This window comes from Leptospira ainazelensis (assembly GCF_016918785.1).
GTDB classification, from domain to species: Bacteria; Spirochaetota; Leptospiria; order Leptospirales; family Leptospiraceae; genus Leptospira; species Leptospira ainazelensis.
The window spans coordinates 53,929-68,540 of record NZ_JAFFPT010000014.1; the positions used below are offsets into that span (position 1 = coordinate 53,929).

Annotated in this window: 13 protein-coding genes and 1 pseudogene; 8 read left to right on the forward strand and 6 right to left on the reverse strand. The window is 43.3% G+C overall.

Going from position 1 to position 14,612, the window contains the following annotated elements:
• Nucleotides 1–98 precede the first annotated feature (98 nt).
• Nucleotides 99–977: a carbohydrate-binding module 48 gene (locus JWG44_RS04075; RefSeq protein WP_205273683.1), complete on the forward strand. Its 879-nt coding sequence runs from the start codon at nucleotides 99–101 to the stop codon at nucleotides 975–977.
• A gap of 224 nt (nucleotides 978–1,201) precedes the next feature.
• Complete coding sequence (locus JWG44_RS04080) at nucleotides 1,202–1,951, forward strand: hypothetical protein (RefSeq protein WP_205273684.1); 750 nt, start codon at nucleotides 1,202–1,204, stop codon at nucleotides 1,949–1,951.
• A gap of 29 nt (nucleotides 1,952–1,980) precedes the next feature.
• On the opposite strand, the gene trxB is transcribed toward JWG44_RS04080, so the two are convergent.
• Entirely contained in the window at nucleotides 1,981–2,928 is a 948-nt protein-coding gene (gene trxB, locus JWG44_RS04085) for a thioredoxin-disulfide reductase (protein ID WP_205273685.1), read from the reverse strand.
• A gap of 193 nt (nucleotides 2,929–3,121) precedes the next feature.
• Here trxB and JWG44_RS04090 point away from each other — a divergent pair, with 193 nt between their 5' ends.
• Complete coding sequence (locus JWG44_RS04090) at nucleotides 3,122–4,471, forward strand: LA_2490 family SGNH/GDSL-type esterase (RefSeq protein WP_205273758.1); 1,350 nt, start codon at nucleotides 3,122–3,124, stop codon at nucleotides 4,469–4,471.
• Nucleotides 4,461–5,897 (forward strand): MBOAT family O-acyltransferase, encoded by a 1,437-nt coding sequence (locus JWG44_RS04095; RefSeq protein ID WP_205273686.1) that lies wholly within the window; start codon nucleotides 4,461–4,463, stop codon nucleotides 5,895–5,897. The genes JWG44_RS04090 and JWG44_RS04095 overlap by 11 nt, the downstream gene beginning before the upstream one ends.
• Nucleotides 5,898–6,022: 125 nt before the next feature.
• On the opposite strand, the gene JWG44_RS04100 is transcribed toward JWG44_RS04095, so the two are convergent.
• The 3 genes and pseudogenes from JWG44_RS04100 to JWG44_RS04110 form a co-directional block, all read right to left on the reverse strand.
• Nucleotides 6,023–6,562 carry a DUF1564 domain-containing protein gene (locus JWG44_RS04100; RefSeq protein WP_205273687.1) on the reverse strand — a complete coding sequence of 180 codons (540 nt, stop codon included), beginning with the start codon at nucleotides 6,560–6,562 and terminating at the stop codon, nucleotides 6,023–6,025.
• Nucleotides 6,563–6,641: 79 nt separating this feature from the next.
• Nucleotides 6,642–7,664 carry an LA_2486 family SGNH/GDSL-type esterase gene (locus JWG44_RS04105; RefSeq protein ID WP_205273688.1) on the reverse strand — a complete coding sequence of 341 codons (1,023 nt, stop codon included), beginning with the start codon at nucleotides 7,662–7,664 and terminating at the stop codon, nucleotides 6,642–6,644.
• 11 nt (nucleotides 7,665–7,675) lie between these two features.
• Nucleotides 7,676–8,284: pseudogene (locus JWG44_RS04110) on the reverse strand (tetratricopeptide repeat protein); the annotation flags it as partial.
• Between the two features lie 97 nt (nucleotides 8,285–8,381).
• On the opposite strand from JWG44_RS04110, the gene xerD reads away from it, so the two are divergent.
• From xerD to JWG44_RS04125, 3 genes are all read left to right on the forward strand, one after another.
• Nucleotides 8,382–9,278, forward strand: a complete 897-nt coding sequence (gene xerD / locus JWG44_RS04115) for a site-specific tyrosine recombinase XerD (protein ID WP_069607528.1) — start codon at nucleotides 8,382–8,384, stop codon at nucleotides 9,276–9,278.
• A 64-nt stretch (nucleotides 9,279–9,342) separates the two neighbouring features.
• The gene (locus JWG44_RS04120) at nucleotides 9,343–9,771 is read left to right on the forward strand and encodes an ATP-binding protein (RefSeq protein WP_205273690.1); all 429 of its coding nucleotides are present in this window, start codon (nucleotides 9,343–9,345) and stop codon (nucleotides 9,769–9,771) included.
• Nucleotides 9,768–10,172 (forward strand): LA_2478/LA_2722/LA_4182 family protein, encoded by a 405-nt coding sequence (locus JWG44_RS04125; protein WP_205273691.1) that lies wholly within the window; start codon nucleotides 9,768–9,770, stop codon nucleotides 10,170–10,172. The genes JWG44_RS04120 and JWG44_RS04125 overlap by 4 nt, the downstream gene beginning before the upstream one ends.
• A 187-nt stretch (nucleotides 10,173–10,359) precedes the next feature.
• Here JWG44_RS04125 and JWG44_RS04130 read toward each other — a convergent pair whose 3' ends face one another.
• Nucleotides 10,360–11,490 carry a citrate synthase/methylcitrate synthase gene (locus tag JWG44_RS04130; RefSeq protein ID WP_205273692.1) on the reverse strand — a complete coding sequence of 377 codons (1,131 nt, stop codon included), beginning with the start codon at nucleotides 11,488–11,490 and terminating at the stop codon, nucleotides 10,360–10,362.
• A 71-nt stretch (nucleotides 11,491–11,561) separates the two neighbouring features.
• Between JWG44_RS04130 and JWG44_RS04135 the strand changes: the two genes are divergently transcribed.
• Nucleotides 11,562–12,851: a citrate synthase family protein gene (locus tag JWG44_RS04135; RefSeq protein WP_205273693.1), complete on the forward strand. Its 1,290-nt coding sequence runs from the start codon at nucleotides 11,562–11,564 to the stop codon at nucleotides 12,849–12,851.
• 1 nt (nucleotide 12,852) lies between these two features.
• On the opposite strand, the gene JWG44_RS04140 is transcribed toward JWG44_RS04135, so the two are convergent.
• A complete protein-coding gene (locus JWG44_RS04140; protein ID WP_205273694.1) occupies nucleotides 12,853–14,547 on the reverse strand; it encodes a FapA family protein in 1,695 nt (564 codons plus the stop codon).
• Nucleotides 14,548–14,612 lie beyond the last annotated feature (65 nt).

The window sequence follows — 14,612 nt, forward strand, 5'->3', positions numbered from 1 at the left end:
GGACTTATGTCCGATTCCAAACTTCATTCTTCTCTTTGGAAGCGAATTTCCAGATTTGCCTTATGCTTTTCGGGAAACCGATCGAATCTTAATTCAGAATGAAATCGTTTCCTAAGACAAAAGTATTCCTCTTTGCTCTACTTCTCACTCTTACCGTTGCCGTCGGCGCTGATGACGCCGGAAATTGGATCGGCTCTTTTTCGTCCGAGGACTACGAAGACTTTTTGGAACCCGTGGAAAAAGAAAAGATCTACTATTACTGGCAGATGGAAAAACTAAAAAGAGCGGTCGCGCCTAGATATATCCGTTATATTGATTCGTCTCTTTCGCTTGAAACCGGAAGGCTTCTCAATCGAGGAATTCTTTTTACATTTGAAGGAATCGAAAACGAAGACGTTTCCGTCTGCGGAAACTTTTCACTCTGGAGATGTCTTCCTCTCAAAAAAAACGATCACGGAATTTTTTATACGGTCTACAATCCCGAAAGTCGAGACACAATTCGAGAGGAACTCAAAATATTGGAATACAAGTTTAGAGTGGACGGTCTTTTTACCCATGATCCGTCTAACCCCGATTCGACGGAGGACGGGGACGGATCTTTGGTTTCCAGGCTTGTCGCGGTTCCTTCGGGACCGGACAAACACGTGACCACTCGGATTTTAGAAGATTCTCCTTATGAAGAATTGGAATACAGAACGGTCGAGTTTAGAATCTACGCCCCCGAAGCGGAGATGATCACTCTCGTCGGAGATTTTAATCACTGGGATCCGGAAGAGGATATTCTCAAAAAAGAAAGGGACGGAGTATTTACTCTCATCAAAAAGATGAAGTCCGGAAATTATCTCTACAACTTTGTAAGAGACGGAAAGATGATTTTGGATTCGTTTAACCAGAACACTCGTCTCAGAGTCGATACCGGAGAAATTTCTTCGTATCTGATCGTTCCGGAACGATCCTACGCTCTGGAAGCAAAATGATTTCTTTTTTTCATTGACCTATTTCGCGATCCATAGAGAGCGAAATGCACTGAAGATGCGGAGCGTAATCTTTGATTGTCCAAAATGATTTCTTTTTTTCATTGACCTATTTCGCGATCCATAGAGAGCGAAATGCACTGAAGATGCGAAGCGTAATCTTTGATTGTTCCAAAATGATTTCTTTTTTTCATTGACCTAGTCTTTTCCCGGGCTTTTTTCTACTCATGGAAAAAATCCGGCTGGGTGTGTATGCGTTTGGAATCATCGTCGTCGGGATTCTAGTTTTTACACTTTCTAAGAGCTGGTTCATTTTGGATCGGGGCGTGGAATTGGTGGAACCCGGTTCCAACAAAGAAGAGCCTTTGACTCCTTCCGATCGGAGCTCCGATCTTTTAGATCATTCCGTAGTTCTCTGGGATCGTTTTTTATTCTATCCTTTTGAACTTTCCCGCGAAACCGTCGCCGGTCCTAGAAAATCTCTCAATCATGCTCGCAATCTTACGGTGATTGATTTGGAATCCGGGAAACCGCGGAAACTTTTCAATCGAAACGTTTACATCTGGGATTATTTTACGGGAACAGAAAAGGAAAAAGAAATCGGAGTGGGGGAAACAACGGAAGAATTGGAACTGGATTCCGTTTTGGCCTCCGGGATTTCGACGGGTAAAAATCTAATCTTGATCGGAATGACCGAGGATACAAACAAAGACGGATTTTTAAACCAAAGAGACCGCAAACAGGTTTTTATCTACAATCCGATCGGAGCGACTCTCGTTGGAGTCCTTCCGAGAAAATATTCTCTTCAAAAAATGATTTCTTCATCCGGCAAGGATCGACTCGTGATGATCGTTTCTTTGGAAGAGGAAAAGGAAGAGCCTAAGAAAAAGAAAACTCCCGCCGTCAAACTTCCGGAAACTACATTCTATATTTATGATATTCGAAATGGAAGAGGGACTCTTGTGGAGAATCCCTGACCTTCATTTTTCTTCGATGCTACTGGGAGTTATTCTTCTCTGGATTCTAACCAACGTTCCGCGTCGAGTGCCGCCATACAACCGGAACCTGCTGCGGAAACTGCCTGGCGATAAACCTTGTCTTGCACGTCTCCTGCGGCAAAAACTCCTTCGATGTTGGTTTTGGTCGTTCCGGGAACCGTTTTGATATAACCGCTTTCGTCGAGGTCTAAGATCCCTTCAAAGATGTCGGTATTCGGTTTATGCCCGATGGCGTAAAAAAGTCCACCGACTGCGAGTTCTTTTTTTTGTCCGTTTACGGTATCTTGCAAAGTAAGAGAGGTGAGATTTTTTCCGTCTCCTTTTGCTTCTTCCACTTGAGAATTCCAGAGGATTTCGATTTTGGGATGTGTGGTCGCTCTTTTTTGCATGATCTTAGAAGCGCGCAAAGAATCTCTTCTGTGAACCAGATATACCTTCGAAGCAAACTTGGTGAGATGGGAAGCTTCTTCGACTGCGGAATCTCCTCCGCCGACGACTACGAGTTCTTTGTTTCTGTAAATCGGAAGCGCGCCCGCGCAGACGGCGCATGCGGAGATTCCTCTTTGCCAATATGTATCTTCCCCGTTTACGTGCATTCTTTTGGCGGTGGCTCCCGTTGCAATGATCACGGCTTCGGCTTCAATGAGTTCGTCGTCCGACCAGAGTTTGAAAGGACGGGAAGAAAAATCCACCTTGGTGATCGTTTGCGTTAAAATTTTGGTTCCGTATTTGATCGATTGTTCACGAAAGAGTTGGGTCAACTTGGTTCCGTCGATTCCTTCCGGAAATCCAGGGAAGTTTTCGACCTCGGTTGTAGTCGTGAGTTGCCCTCCGGCTGCGATTCCTCCAGCCATAAAGCCTTCATACATAACGGGGTTTAGGTTTGCTCTTGCAGCGTAGATTGCGGCTGTGTGACCTGCGGGTCCGGATCCAATGATGACAATTTTGTGGGCCATGATTTCCTCGAATTAGAATGATTCTAAACTTGATCTATTTTTAGACTCCCATGTTGTAAAGTAGATCCTCTTTTTGACAGAGAATTTTCTGTATTTTTCACCCAAAGAGGAACATTCCATTCTCGGAAGAAGAGGGTAAAAAGGGAGAATTCGCTTGCCAGTGAACGCTTGTATTCCAACCTTTCCTCTATCCATGAAAGGATCCTTCTCCTGGGCAGGACGCGTCATTGCCTTCTTTGCCATTCTCTTTTTAGGAACCGAGATTCTTCTCAACGTTCTCCAAGCTCCTTCACTTCAATACTATCGAGATCAAAAGGTCTTACATCGATACAATCCGATCTATTACGTGGATCTGGCTCCGAACAAAGACATTTACATCCGTCACTTTGCTGGAAAATGGGAAGGAAGATTTCGGACCAATTCTTTAGGGATGCGGGGGTTGGAAGAACCGGATCCGGAAAAACCGAAGCTCGCCTGTCTTGGGGATAGTCTTGTGATGGGTTTTGGAGTCGGAGACGAGGATACGTTTTGCAATCAGTTGAACGGAATCGAACTCAAGGGCGGTCCCAGACAATCCCTAAATTTGGCGGTTGACGCCTATGGCTCTTTGGGAGCGGTTCGAAGATTGAAGGACATGGCTCCGAAATTGAAGAATCTTAAAGAGGTACTTTTTTTTGTTTCCGCAAACGATTTTACGATTCCGGAAGAATTACGAAACAAAGGAATGCTTTCCGACGACGAAGTGGACGAGATCCGGGATCAGGATCCTTCGTTTAATCGAAACTTTCAGATTCAATTCGAACTTTCCCGTGCTTCTTACACCTTACAGGCGTTAAAGCTCGCATTCGAACAGCTCAAGGTTCAATATACGTTTACATCTTTTAAACTGAAATCGGAATGGAATTCGACCGGACTTTCCTCGGCTTCGACTCCGGATCAGACTCCGTCCCTTTATATGAAGAATTCCTTTTTTCGAACTCCTCCTAAGGAAAACTGCGATCCGGATTCTTCTTTGGGAATATTAGAAAAGAAGAATGCAGTTGTTGCAGCTCCTACGCCGGAAACGACGACTCGGGAAGAATACAAAAAACAATTCTGTCCGGAACCGATCCCCGATTACTTCTCCTGTCAGGATCGGGAACCTTCTCTCGAATCTTTGGAACCGCTTCCTAAGATAACACAGAAAGCCTACGATGAGATGGTGGAATACACCCGATCCCAGGGAATTCGTCTCGTCGTCGTATTGATGCCGATTCAGGTAGAAGAGATTTTTTGTAGAAATCGCGGAAAATATCATCCTCTGGAAAACTATGCGCTTCGAGCCGCTTCTTACTTTGAAAAGAAGGGAGTTCCCACGCTCAAACTTAGAAAAGAGACGTCGGAAATGTGCGGGGAAGTGATCGATACTCCAAAGGGTAAAAAATTCTCAGGAATCCGAGATTATTTCATACCGGAAGACGGACATCTTACCGTTCCGGGAAACAACTGGGCGAAAAGAGCGGTTCTAAAACAACTCAAGGAATTGGAAAAGAATGCTTTTTAATTCGGTTCAATATCTCATTTTTGCACCCGTAGTCGTTCTCGTTTATTTTTGGATTCCGGCGAAATTTCAAAGATTTTGGCTTTTGGCTGCGAGTTTATATTTTTACGCTATTTTCAAAATTCCGTTTATTCTACTTTTAATATATTCAATCATCATAACATACTTTGCTGTGAAGGGAATGGAGTCCGCGACTTCCAGATTTTGGAAGCTGATTTATTTGAACGTCGCGGTCTGGGGAAACCTGAGTCTTTTGTATGTATTTAAATACATGGATTTTTCCATCGAAGCTTGGAACGTCTTTACGAATTCCGCGCCTTGTGATCCGACGTATGTTTCTCTGACGGGGGCGATGCTTCCAATGGGAATTTCATTTTTTACTTTGCAGGCGATTTCATACGCGGTGGACGTTTATCGAGGAACGGTTCCTCAGGCGAGAAGTCTTTTTCAGTTTGCTCTATTTCTTTCCTTCTTTCCGCAGCTGGTGGCAGGTCCGATCATTCGCGCTCAGGATATGCTCCATCAGTTTTTGGAGAATTATACTTATCGAAAAGAAAATCTTCTTCCCGGCGTAAGGCAACTTGCCTGGGGTCTTTTTAAAAAGACCTTTGTGGCGGATCCGATTTCCTTGACGGTCGATCCCGTCTTTACAAATCCGGGAGCCTATGATTCGCTTTCTTTGTTGATCACTTCCTTTTTGTTTTCCTTTCAGATCTATTGCGACTTTTCCGGTTATTCGGACGTCGCGATCGGGACCGGAAGAATTATGGGATATAGAATTCCCGAAAATTTTACGAGACCGTTTCTTTCTCAGACCGTAACGGAGTTTTGGAGAAGATGGCACATCTCCTTCTCATCTTGGCTTCGAGATTATATCTACATTTCCCTCGGTGGAAACCGGGTAAGTATTGTTCGCGCTTATTTTAACGTATTTATCACGACTTTCGTGAGCGGTCTCTGGCACGGAGCGGATTGGAACTTTATCATCTGGGGAGCCTGTCACGCGAGCGTGATGGTCTTCGAAAGATTTATCTTTTCGTTTTCGATTCTTAAACGTGGTTGGGATAAAATTCCGGAATGGATCAAGTATGCGTATCCGTTTTTTGTTTTTTCCTTTTCGATGTTTTTCTTTCGTGCAAAACCTTCTCCCGAATACGGATACGAGACGAGTTTGGATCTTGCGTTTGCGATCGTAAAGAGGAGTTTTGCTTTTGAGAGCGGTCAGAGTTTGAGAATTCCGATTGCGGTGCTCCTCGCGGTTTTGGTTTTGTTTGGTTCCGATTTTCTACAAGAAAAAAGAAAGACCTGGATGGAAAAAATCCAAGACGAACCTTGGGTAGTCTATCCACTCGCGGGAATGATGGTTTTAGTTGGATTTATTCTTTACAGTGTAACGGTAAGCCAACCCTTTCTTTACTTTCAATTTTGACCTGTCTTTTTGGAGAAGGATGGAGATAGAGAATAGGGGAAGATGAGAATGAGAAACAGAGAAGGCACAATTTTATCCCGCCAAGCTTTGCCTGATATGATATTGATGCTATTTCTGAATGAAATTTAAGAAGGATACCAGTCTCGGTAGTCGAGGACATAATAAAAATCTTCCGGAATACATTTCAATGTCCTTGAAATCTTATTATGAATAAGATCGAGGTGAAGGATATAACTGTAATTCTGGTGAAATGTAGGACCTCCTTCATTCATAGTTCTCACGATCGAATCTCCGACTTCGGCTCGATCCAACCACAGCAGATAATTAAAAAGAAAACAACGGGAAACCCCATGGGCTTGAGCAAGAGCGCCCAACAAAGCCCAACTTCCTGTGCTCATTCTAACATTCATCCTTTTCATTTTTTTTAAACCGCAAGCGTTCTGATACAAAGTTGTACCTGCATTCTTACCTAACCTTGGACTCGCGGTTAAGAATTTCGCATAACGCCTTAAAAGATCGGGAATTCTTTTGGGAAGAATCCGTCTTTCCGTCTCAGAATAAAGCAACAATGTGGATTCGGGAATCAGAAGAGTTACGACGCTCAGCCGATTTTCCTGAAGAGTCGATTCGATAGAAGATCCCGAATGGATTAATAATACGCCCATACCGAAAACGGTTCCAGGACGGATTCCAAAAATACCGGTTTCTTAAAAAAAAATCTAAAAAAGAAATAAAATCCTCTTCTTATCGAATACTTTCTAAGATCCGCTTTGCGATCAGATCGGCCGCAATCGTATTCGGATGACCGTCGTTTTTAAGATAGAAGTCAGTCTTCTTCTCATTGTATTTTTTTAAAAAATCGGGCCTTGTATCTAAAACTGGAATTCCTTCCTCTTTTGCGATCTTTCCGATTTGATCCAAAAGAGGGGTGGAGGGAAGCGGCGTCAGGGAATGGGTTCCGTTCGGATAGAATAAAACGGTGAGAGGAATTTTTTCTCTTTTACACGTTTCGAAAAACTTTCTCATCTCTTGGAAGGAAGGATGATCGTCCGGATAATCGGAAAGAGTTTCCGGAATTATCTCCGGGCCAAGTGCGCGTAACGCCTCAAGTCTTCGATTTTCGCTCTGAATCTTAGAATAGTTGTAGAGCGCGCTGTATCTGGACAAAAAAACTGAACCTCGGAAAAACATTCTCCCGGAAAAAGAATTTCGGAGATAGAATTCCCTATGAACGTCCTGAAGATCGGAAGGATGGTAGATCCAAAACGCCGCCTTTGGACGATGGCAATTTTTTTTAAACAAAACATCCTCGCAAGCGAGAGTTCTTTCCATTCTTCTTTGAATACCGCCCGTTCCGAGAGAATCGACTCCGAGATTTCTCACCTGGATTCCCTTTGACTTCATCGCCTCTTGTAGTTTCCAAGCGATCGTTTCTTCGTCGTTTTGTCCAAAGCCGTATGCGATCGAATCTCCCATCAGCCAAACCTCAGTTTTGGATCCGGGAATCGTTTTCTCTTCGGAGACAATCCTTTCTCCGTTTTCATCGACGCGAACACGAAACGTAAAGCCGGCGGGATGAGGAAGAATCGTATCCGAATTTCTACAAAGAAGAATTTCGGGGATTTCCATTTCTTCGATACAATGTACCTGTTTGTCCCTGAGTCTGTAAACGAGCCCGACCGGAGGAAATATTCTCATGAGAATTTCACCTAACAGTATGCAGACGATCAGTGAAATTGCGATTCTAAAATACGGAAACGACTTCATGGAGTAGGAGTTGAATAAAGAGAAAGTTCGCATTTTAAGAACATTCTTCTCGCGGGTGGAAGAAGGGCGGGAATTTCGCTGTTTCGAAAACGATTGAACTCGGACAGATTTTTCCTTTTTTCCAAAAGACAATCCTTTAGAAAGAATGAATAACTTTCCATCTCCTTGTCCTTTGTTTTTGAAAATTTTTCGAGAATTCCCTTTACTTTGTCCTTATCTTTTTCTTGTAAATGGATTTCTAAGAGATAGAGTAAAAGGGAAGAATCCCCGGGAAGAACGGCCTCGGCCTTTTCCAGATAAAACGCAGCGGAGTTGAGCGCGAGTCCACTGTCCGCGAGAATCATTCCCAGCGTACGATTGGCCTCGAGATGACTCGGATTTTTTTTCAAGACGAGCTCATACAAACGCATCGCCTCGGCCGTATTTCCTTTTGAAAGCGAATCTCTCGCGTCCCAGATCATATCTTCGCTGGAGGAGCAGGAAAGAAGGGAGAAAATAAAAAAAGAGAACGAAACGTATCGGATATTTAGTCTCATAAATACAGAAGTTTTTACTCTCACGTTTAGAAAAAAAGAAAGCTTAGGCCGGTTTTGTCCGGGGTTTCGTTTAGAATTTTCCAATAAACGCTTAAGGCAACATAAAAAAGTTTAATTCTCCTGAGAGGAAACGTCCGAAGGATTTAGTACTTGTTAAACATTTCAGACGGGACTAAAAACAGTGACATCTTCACATAACAACCTACTTCAAAATTTCCAGGAATATCTCTCCGTAGAAAAGGGATTAAGTGACAACTCGATCTACTCCTATGGTTACGATTTGAATAAGTTTAAGAACTTTCTGGAAAAGGAACATATCGATTTCCTTGAAGTTCAGGCGAATGACATCATGCGGTTTTTAAACGAGGAAAAGGATCGAAAGATCAGTTCCAAGACGATCGCAAGAGAAGTGGTCGCGATTCGACAGTTTTACAAATTTCTCAAGGACGAAAAAAAACTCGATACCAACCCGACTGAAAAAATCGAAACTCCCGAGGTGATGCGAAGCATTCCCGATTATCTGACTCAGGAAGAAATCGACGAACTCTTTGATACCATCCGGGAAGACAATCTCTACGAACTTCGAGACAAGTGCATCTTTGAATTACTCTATTCTTCCGGACTTAGAATTTCGGAAGCCTGCAATCTAAAACTAACTGATATGGATCTCGAGGGAATGACACTCACCGTGGAAGGGAAGGGAGGTCGTCAAAGACTCGTACCTTTCGGTGAAAAATCCTTGGACATCCTGAATCGTTATCTGAAACAAAGCCGGCCCTTTATTCTAAAAGCCAGAAACTGCGAGTATCTCTTTGTTTCCAAAAAAGGCTCCTACATCAATCGTAAATCGGTTTGGAGACTTCTCAATCACTACATCAAACGTACAACGATTGCAAAAAAAGTGACTCCGCATACTCTCAGACATTCCTTCGCAACTCATCTCTTGGAAAATCACGCGGATCTTAAATCGGTTCAGGAACTTTTGGGTCATATCGATATTTCGACGACTCAGATTTATACACACATGGCAAATAAAACTCTGAAAGAAGTTCATAAAAAATTTCATCCCAGAGGATAAAAGGCCGAGGTTCCGGTTTGTAAAAATCGGAACCCCTTCTTCTTTTTTTTGAAATCAAATCGAAATGGACTCGGGCAAAAAGAAAGAATTTGAGAATCTGTTTCGACTACAGATTCCGTCTCATCCTCGTTATCTTTCCATCATCCGAAGTATGATTTATAATTTAGCCTTTGAGAACGGATTTACTGCGAGTGATTCGGCGGATCTGAAACTCGCGGTCGGCGAATGTCTGCTCAATGTCATCAAACATTCCTACGGCGGAAAAAAAAATCTCCCCATCTTTTTAGAAATCAACCTATTTGAAAATCGTATGGAAATTCGAATTCGCGATTTTGGAAGTCAGAAAAATCTTTCCGAAATCCGCGGATATGAACCTAATGATTATCGGGAGGAAGGAATCGGTCTTTATCTTGTAAAAAAACTTACGGATCATTTTTACTTGGACCAATCCCTGCCGGAGGGAAACCGACTGATTCTTACAAAACTTAAATGAATTTATCTCGATCGAAATTTATTTTCCTCATTCTTCTCTTTTCGTCTCTTCTATTGGTTTGCAGAAGGGGCCCTTCGATTTCCAAAGCGGAAGTTCAAAAACTCAGTAAAGACTACTTTATGCGTCTTTGCACAAAAACCGCTGAATGCGCGAGCCGTTATCTGGAAACCTTGCCGGCCTCCGAAAAAACGGCGGAAAATTCGGCTTATTCCGTGGATCAGTGTATGGAAGAACAAAAGGATCAGAACATTCTTCCGGACGAATATGAGAAGGTGACGGACTCGCAAATCGCAAAGGTAAAAGTCTGTATGGAAGATCTTCTCAAGGTTCCTTGTGAAGAAATGGAAGGAGGAGGAATTCCTTCCTGTCAGGAACTCTTTCAATCATCCAAAGACGAATGACGTTCTTTCTTAACAAATCCATCTCTTACCGAGAATGGAATTTTAATGAATTCTGAAAATTGAATATTCCAGATTTTGTTAGTATTCTTCTATTTCAACTCCTTCTAAAATCGGCAGGCGAAAGTGCGAAAATCCCGAGGATTCCGCATTCAGTTCGAACTCGTTTCTTTTGGGATTTTGGAAAAAATTACCTCCAGCGTTTGTCTTCCGCTCCGATATAAATCGCGTCCGGTCTTAAAATTCTTTCCTGCTTTTGTTCCAAACAATGAGCCATCCAGCCTGCAGCTCTTCCGATCGCAAAGACCGGAGTGAATAGATCTGTCGGTAAATCCAATCCGTGGAGTAGAAGCGCGGTGTAAAATTCTACGTTTGTATGGAGAGTCCGATCTGGTTTGTATTCTTTTAATAAACGAAGCGAGGTTGTTTCCACGTACATCGCAAGATCATATAAGTCTTTTAATTCCGGAAGTTCGTAGAGATCTTTTGCCGCCGAAGCCAACACGTCCGCTCTTGGATCCCGAACCTTATAAATCCGATGTCCAAATCCCATAAGCCTTTCCCCCTTTTCGATTTTGTTTCTGAGGTATTCTTCAGCCGCGTTTTTGTTTGCGATTTCAAAGACCATGTCCAATGCGGGTCCGGGCGCGCCCCCATGAAGCGGTCCTTTCAAAGCACCGATGGCGCCGGTCGCAGCCGAGATCATATCGGACTGAGTAGAGGCGATGACTCTCGCGGTAAAGGTGGAAGCGTTGAGTCCGTGATCGGCTACGGTGTTCCAATACGTATTGAGCGCTTTTATCTTTTTTGAGTTCGGTGAAATTCCGAGCATTGAAAGAAAGTTTGCGGCGAGGTTCAATTGAGGGTTCGGAAGAATCGGGTTTAGGCCTTTTTTTAAACGATACGCCCATGCTACAATCAGAGGAAAGGTTGCAACTACCGCGTAACTTTCTTCCTCGCTGGAAGCAAAGGTCGCCCCTAAAGATAGAGAGGCCGCCCCGATTCTTAAACATTCAATGATGGATGCGTTTTGTGAGACGGCGGCTTCTAAGATGTCTTTTTGAACTGAGGAAAATTTTCTCGCTGAAATTAGGTCGTTTACGATTTTTCTTTTTTGCTCTTCGTTCGGAAGTTTGTCCTCCAGAAGAAGAAAAAACGTTTCTTCAAATTCAAGTTTGGACGCAAACTCCTCGATCGGATAACCTGCGATGATTAGTTTTCCGTTGATTCCATCGACTTTGGAAATTCGGGTTTTTACGGCCGGGACTCCTTCTAAACCGGGACTGTATTTACTTTCTTCGAATAGATTTATGGTTGTCATATTGAATTCCTTACTCTCCATAGTTTACAGGATTGACAGATATTGATCAATATTGATTTAATAGTCAATGTATGAAGACTACGGCAAAAAAACCGTTTTTATCAGCGTTTGAGGCGGCTCTGGAACTCGGGGTCGAGGTGGAAACGATTTATGCCTATGTAAGTCGCGGAATTCTTCATTCAGAATCGAGCGGATCCAAGGATAGAAGCCGCCGTTATCGAAGAGAAGAGATCGATCGTCTTTTGATTCAGAGGGAGGAAAAAGAAAATCCCGGAAAAACTGCGAGGGCGGCCCTGAACTTCGGTCAACCAGTGCTTGAATCTTCCATCACTCTGATCGAAGAAGAGACGATTTACTATCGAGGGACAAACGTAACCGATCTATCAGAAAATTCTAATTTTGAATCCGTCGCAAAGATTCTTTGGGACGCCGAAAATTCTTCGGTTTTCGAGGAAGAATGGCCGGAGATGGATAAGGATTGTCTTCGAATTCTTTCCATTCTTTCAGATCGTCCATTGATTGATCTTTGTAGAATTCTTTTGGGGGTTGCGGAATTCGAGGATACAAGGGCGTTTCTCAAAACACAAGAATCATTGGCTAAAACCGGAACCAAAATCATTCGTTTGTTGTCTTTGTTCGTTTCAAAATCCAAACGAGGAAGAGGTTCCGTCGCGGAAACTCTTTGGTTTTCTTGGAAGGAAATTTTGGAAAAAAAGAATTCAGCTTCTATTCAAGATTCTAAAAAAAATCGGATTCTTACAAGCGAAGATAAAAAGGCGATTCGTTTGATCGACGCATCCCTGATCCTTTCCGCCGATCACGAGTTAAACGCTTCCTCCTTTACGGCGCGTTGTGTGGCATCGACCGACGCGAGTCTCTACCAAGCGGTGATAGGCGGTCTCGCGGCCCTTTCCGGAAATAAACACGGTCTTTTGACCGAAAAAGCGATCGAACTTTTAGAAAACGCAAATAAACGAAAGAAGGAAGAAAGATCGTTTTTAATCGAATGTCTGAGAAGAGGGGAAAAAATTCCGGGTTTTGGACATCCGTTCTATCAAACCGGAGACCCAAGGGGAAAAAAGTTGATCGTTTTGGCCGAAAAAACGTTTCCGAAAAACAAAAATTTCTTATTTGCAAAAAAACTAATACAGGAAGCAACTTCGCTTTTAGGAGATTATCCTACGATCGATATGGGCCTTGCCCTGGTCTGTTATACTCTAAAATTACCGAAGGGATCGGGGCTCGCTCTTTTTGCGATCGGTAGGTGCGCCGGATGGATCGCTCACGCAATGGAACAATATCAAACCGATCAATTGATCCGTCCAAGGGCGCGTTACGTGGGAACATTCGCTAAAAAATAGTTCAAGGATCTTCTTGAAGAATTCCTAGACGTTTGGGTCTTACTTTTGTGATCTGAGGATTTCCGTCGTTTCCGAGAAATACAAAGGACGGTCCCGGTATTTCCTTCAGACGAACCTTGAAATTTTTTCCCTTACCGGGATAAATATCGACTCCCGGGAAAATTTCCTGTTCGACTTCGACATACGAATCCTTATCAGGTTCAAAACCCATAATCATGGATTGTTCCTGTCCCTGTAAGTTGTTTAGAATTCCTGAATATTTCAGCTTGATCGCCGTGAGTTTGGGAAGGCTTTCTTTTTCCTCTGCGGTCAATTGTCTTCTCTGAGAATCTTCGTTTAGTTTTACGAGACTCAGTTCGACTTTTTTCAGAATATCCTGATTCTTTTGAACTTCGGTCCGCAGTTTTTCCAGATCTTCCAGAAGTTCGGGACGGATTCCCACGGAGACTGAAGTTTTTGTTTCCGCGATGGCGCCTAACTTCGTGCAGACGACGGCCTTACCCGCGACACAGGTTCCTCCTATCAATTCTCCTCGTCCGCCTCGGATCACCACGGATTCTCCCGCTACGAGTTCGGAGTGCATGGACGCTTCTTCGATAAAGATCGTATTTTTAGAAATGAGTTTTCCTTGTTCCACAAAGCGAGTATAGATGTCGGCTCCGGATTCTATCAATCCTCCGTTGCGTCCCATAAAACCGCCGGACAAAACGATGTCGCCCGCAGCCTTGAGAAAAACCTTTCCTACCGATTTTTTTACGATGATCGATCCTTCGGTTTCAAGGGTAAATCCGTCCGCGATCGAACCTTCAACGATGATGGTTCCCGGAAAACTTACGTTCCCGGTCGAGAAGTCCACGTTTTCCAAATGACAGACCTCGTCCACTCGGATGGTTCCTTGCCGATCGAGAATCGGTCTTCCGCTGATAAGAGAATGAACGGAAGTTCCGTCCGAAGAGAGTCTAACGTTTGCTCCGAGTTTCCAATCCGCTTCTTTTCCGGGTTCGTAAGGAAGAATTTCTCCAGAGACGTTTTTTCCTTCCTTTCCCGGAATCGGAGAAATTTTCTCAGCGAGTTTTTGATCCTTAGCGACACTTTGTATAATCTGAATGTTTTTAAAATCGACTCTTCCAAACTCGTCTTCTTCTAGATGAGGAATTGCGGGATGTATAAATAGAATTCTGAGATCGCCGTTCTTACCCGGGATCGGAGCCGTTCCTTCCGCGATCTGAATTTTTTTTCCGTATTCGGGTTCTACCGATATCCGATCGATGGTTTCCTGGATCACTCCGTATCCGATTCCTCGGAGATGAACGGATTCTTGAATCTGTTCCGAGCTCAAAAGTTTGCCGCCGTATTTGGGAGGATGAAAGAGAACGAAAGCTTTCATCTTATCTTCTGAAATCTCGATTTCGATCCGGGAACTTTCGGGTTTCCCCGGCCATTTCCCTATGAGATGAGGAAGTCCGTCCGATTTTTGGGCCAATTCTTTGATGATTGTATGCGAAATTTCCGAGATCTGAAAGAGTTCGATTCTTCTTAGAATTTCTTTTGAATCGAGTGATTTCCCTTTTTTTCCGGCAGGAAAGACGGAGAGATAGGCGAGGCCGTCTTCATTTTCGATTTTGAAGAATGCGTTTTCGTTTTCTTCCAGATCCTTTAAAAGAGAATCGGTGAAATTCTTGAGAGAGTCGCTCATCCGGGGTTTCAGTGTAGAAATCATCTTCCTTTTTACAATCGAAATCTCCGGGAAAAACTTGAATG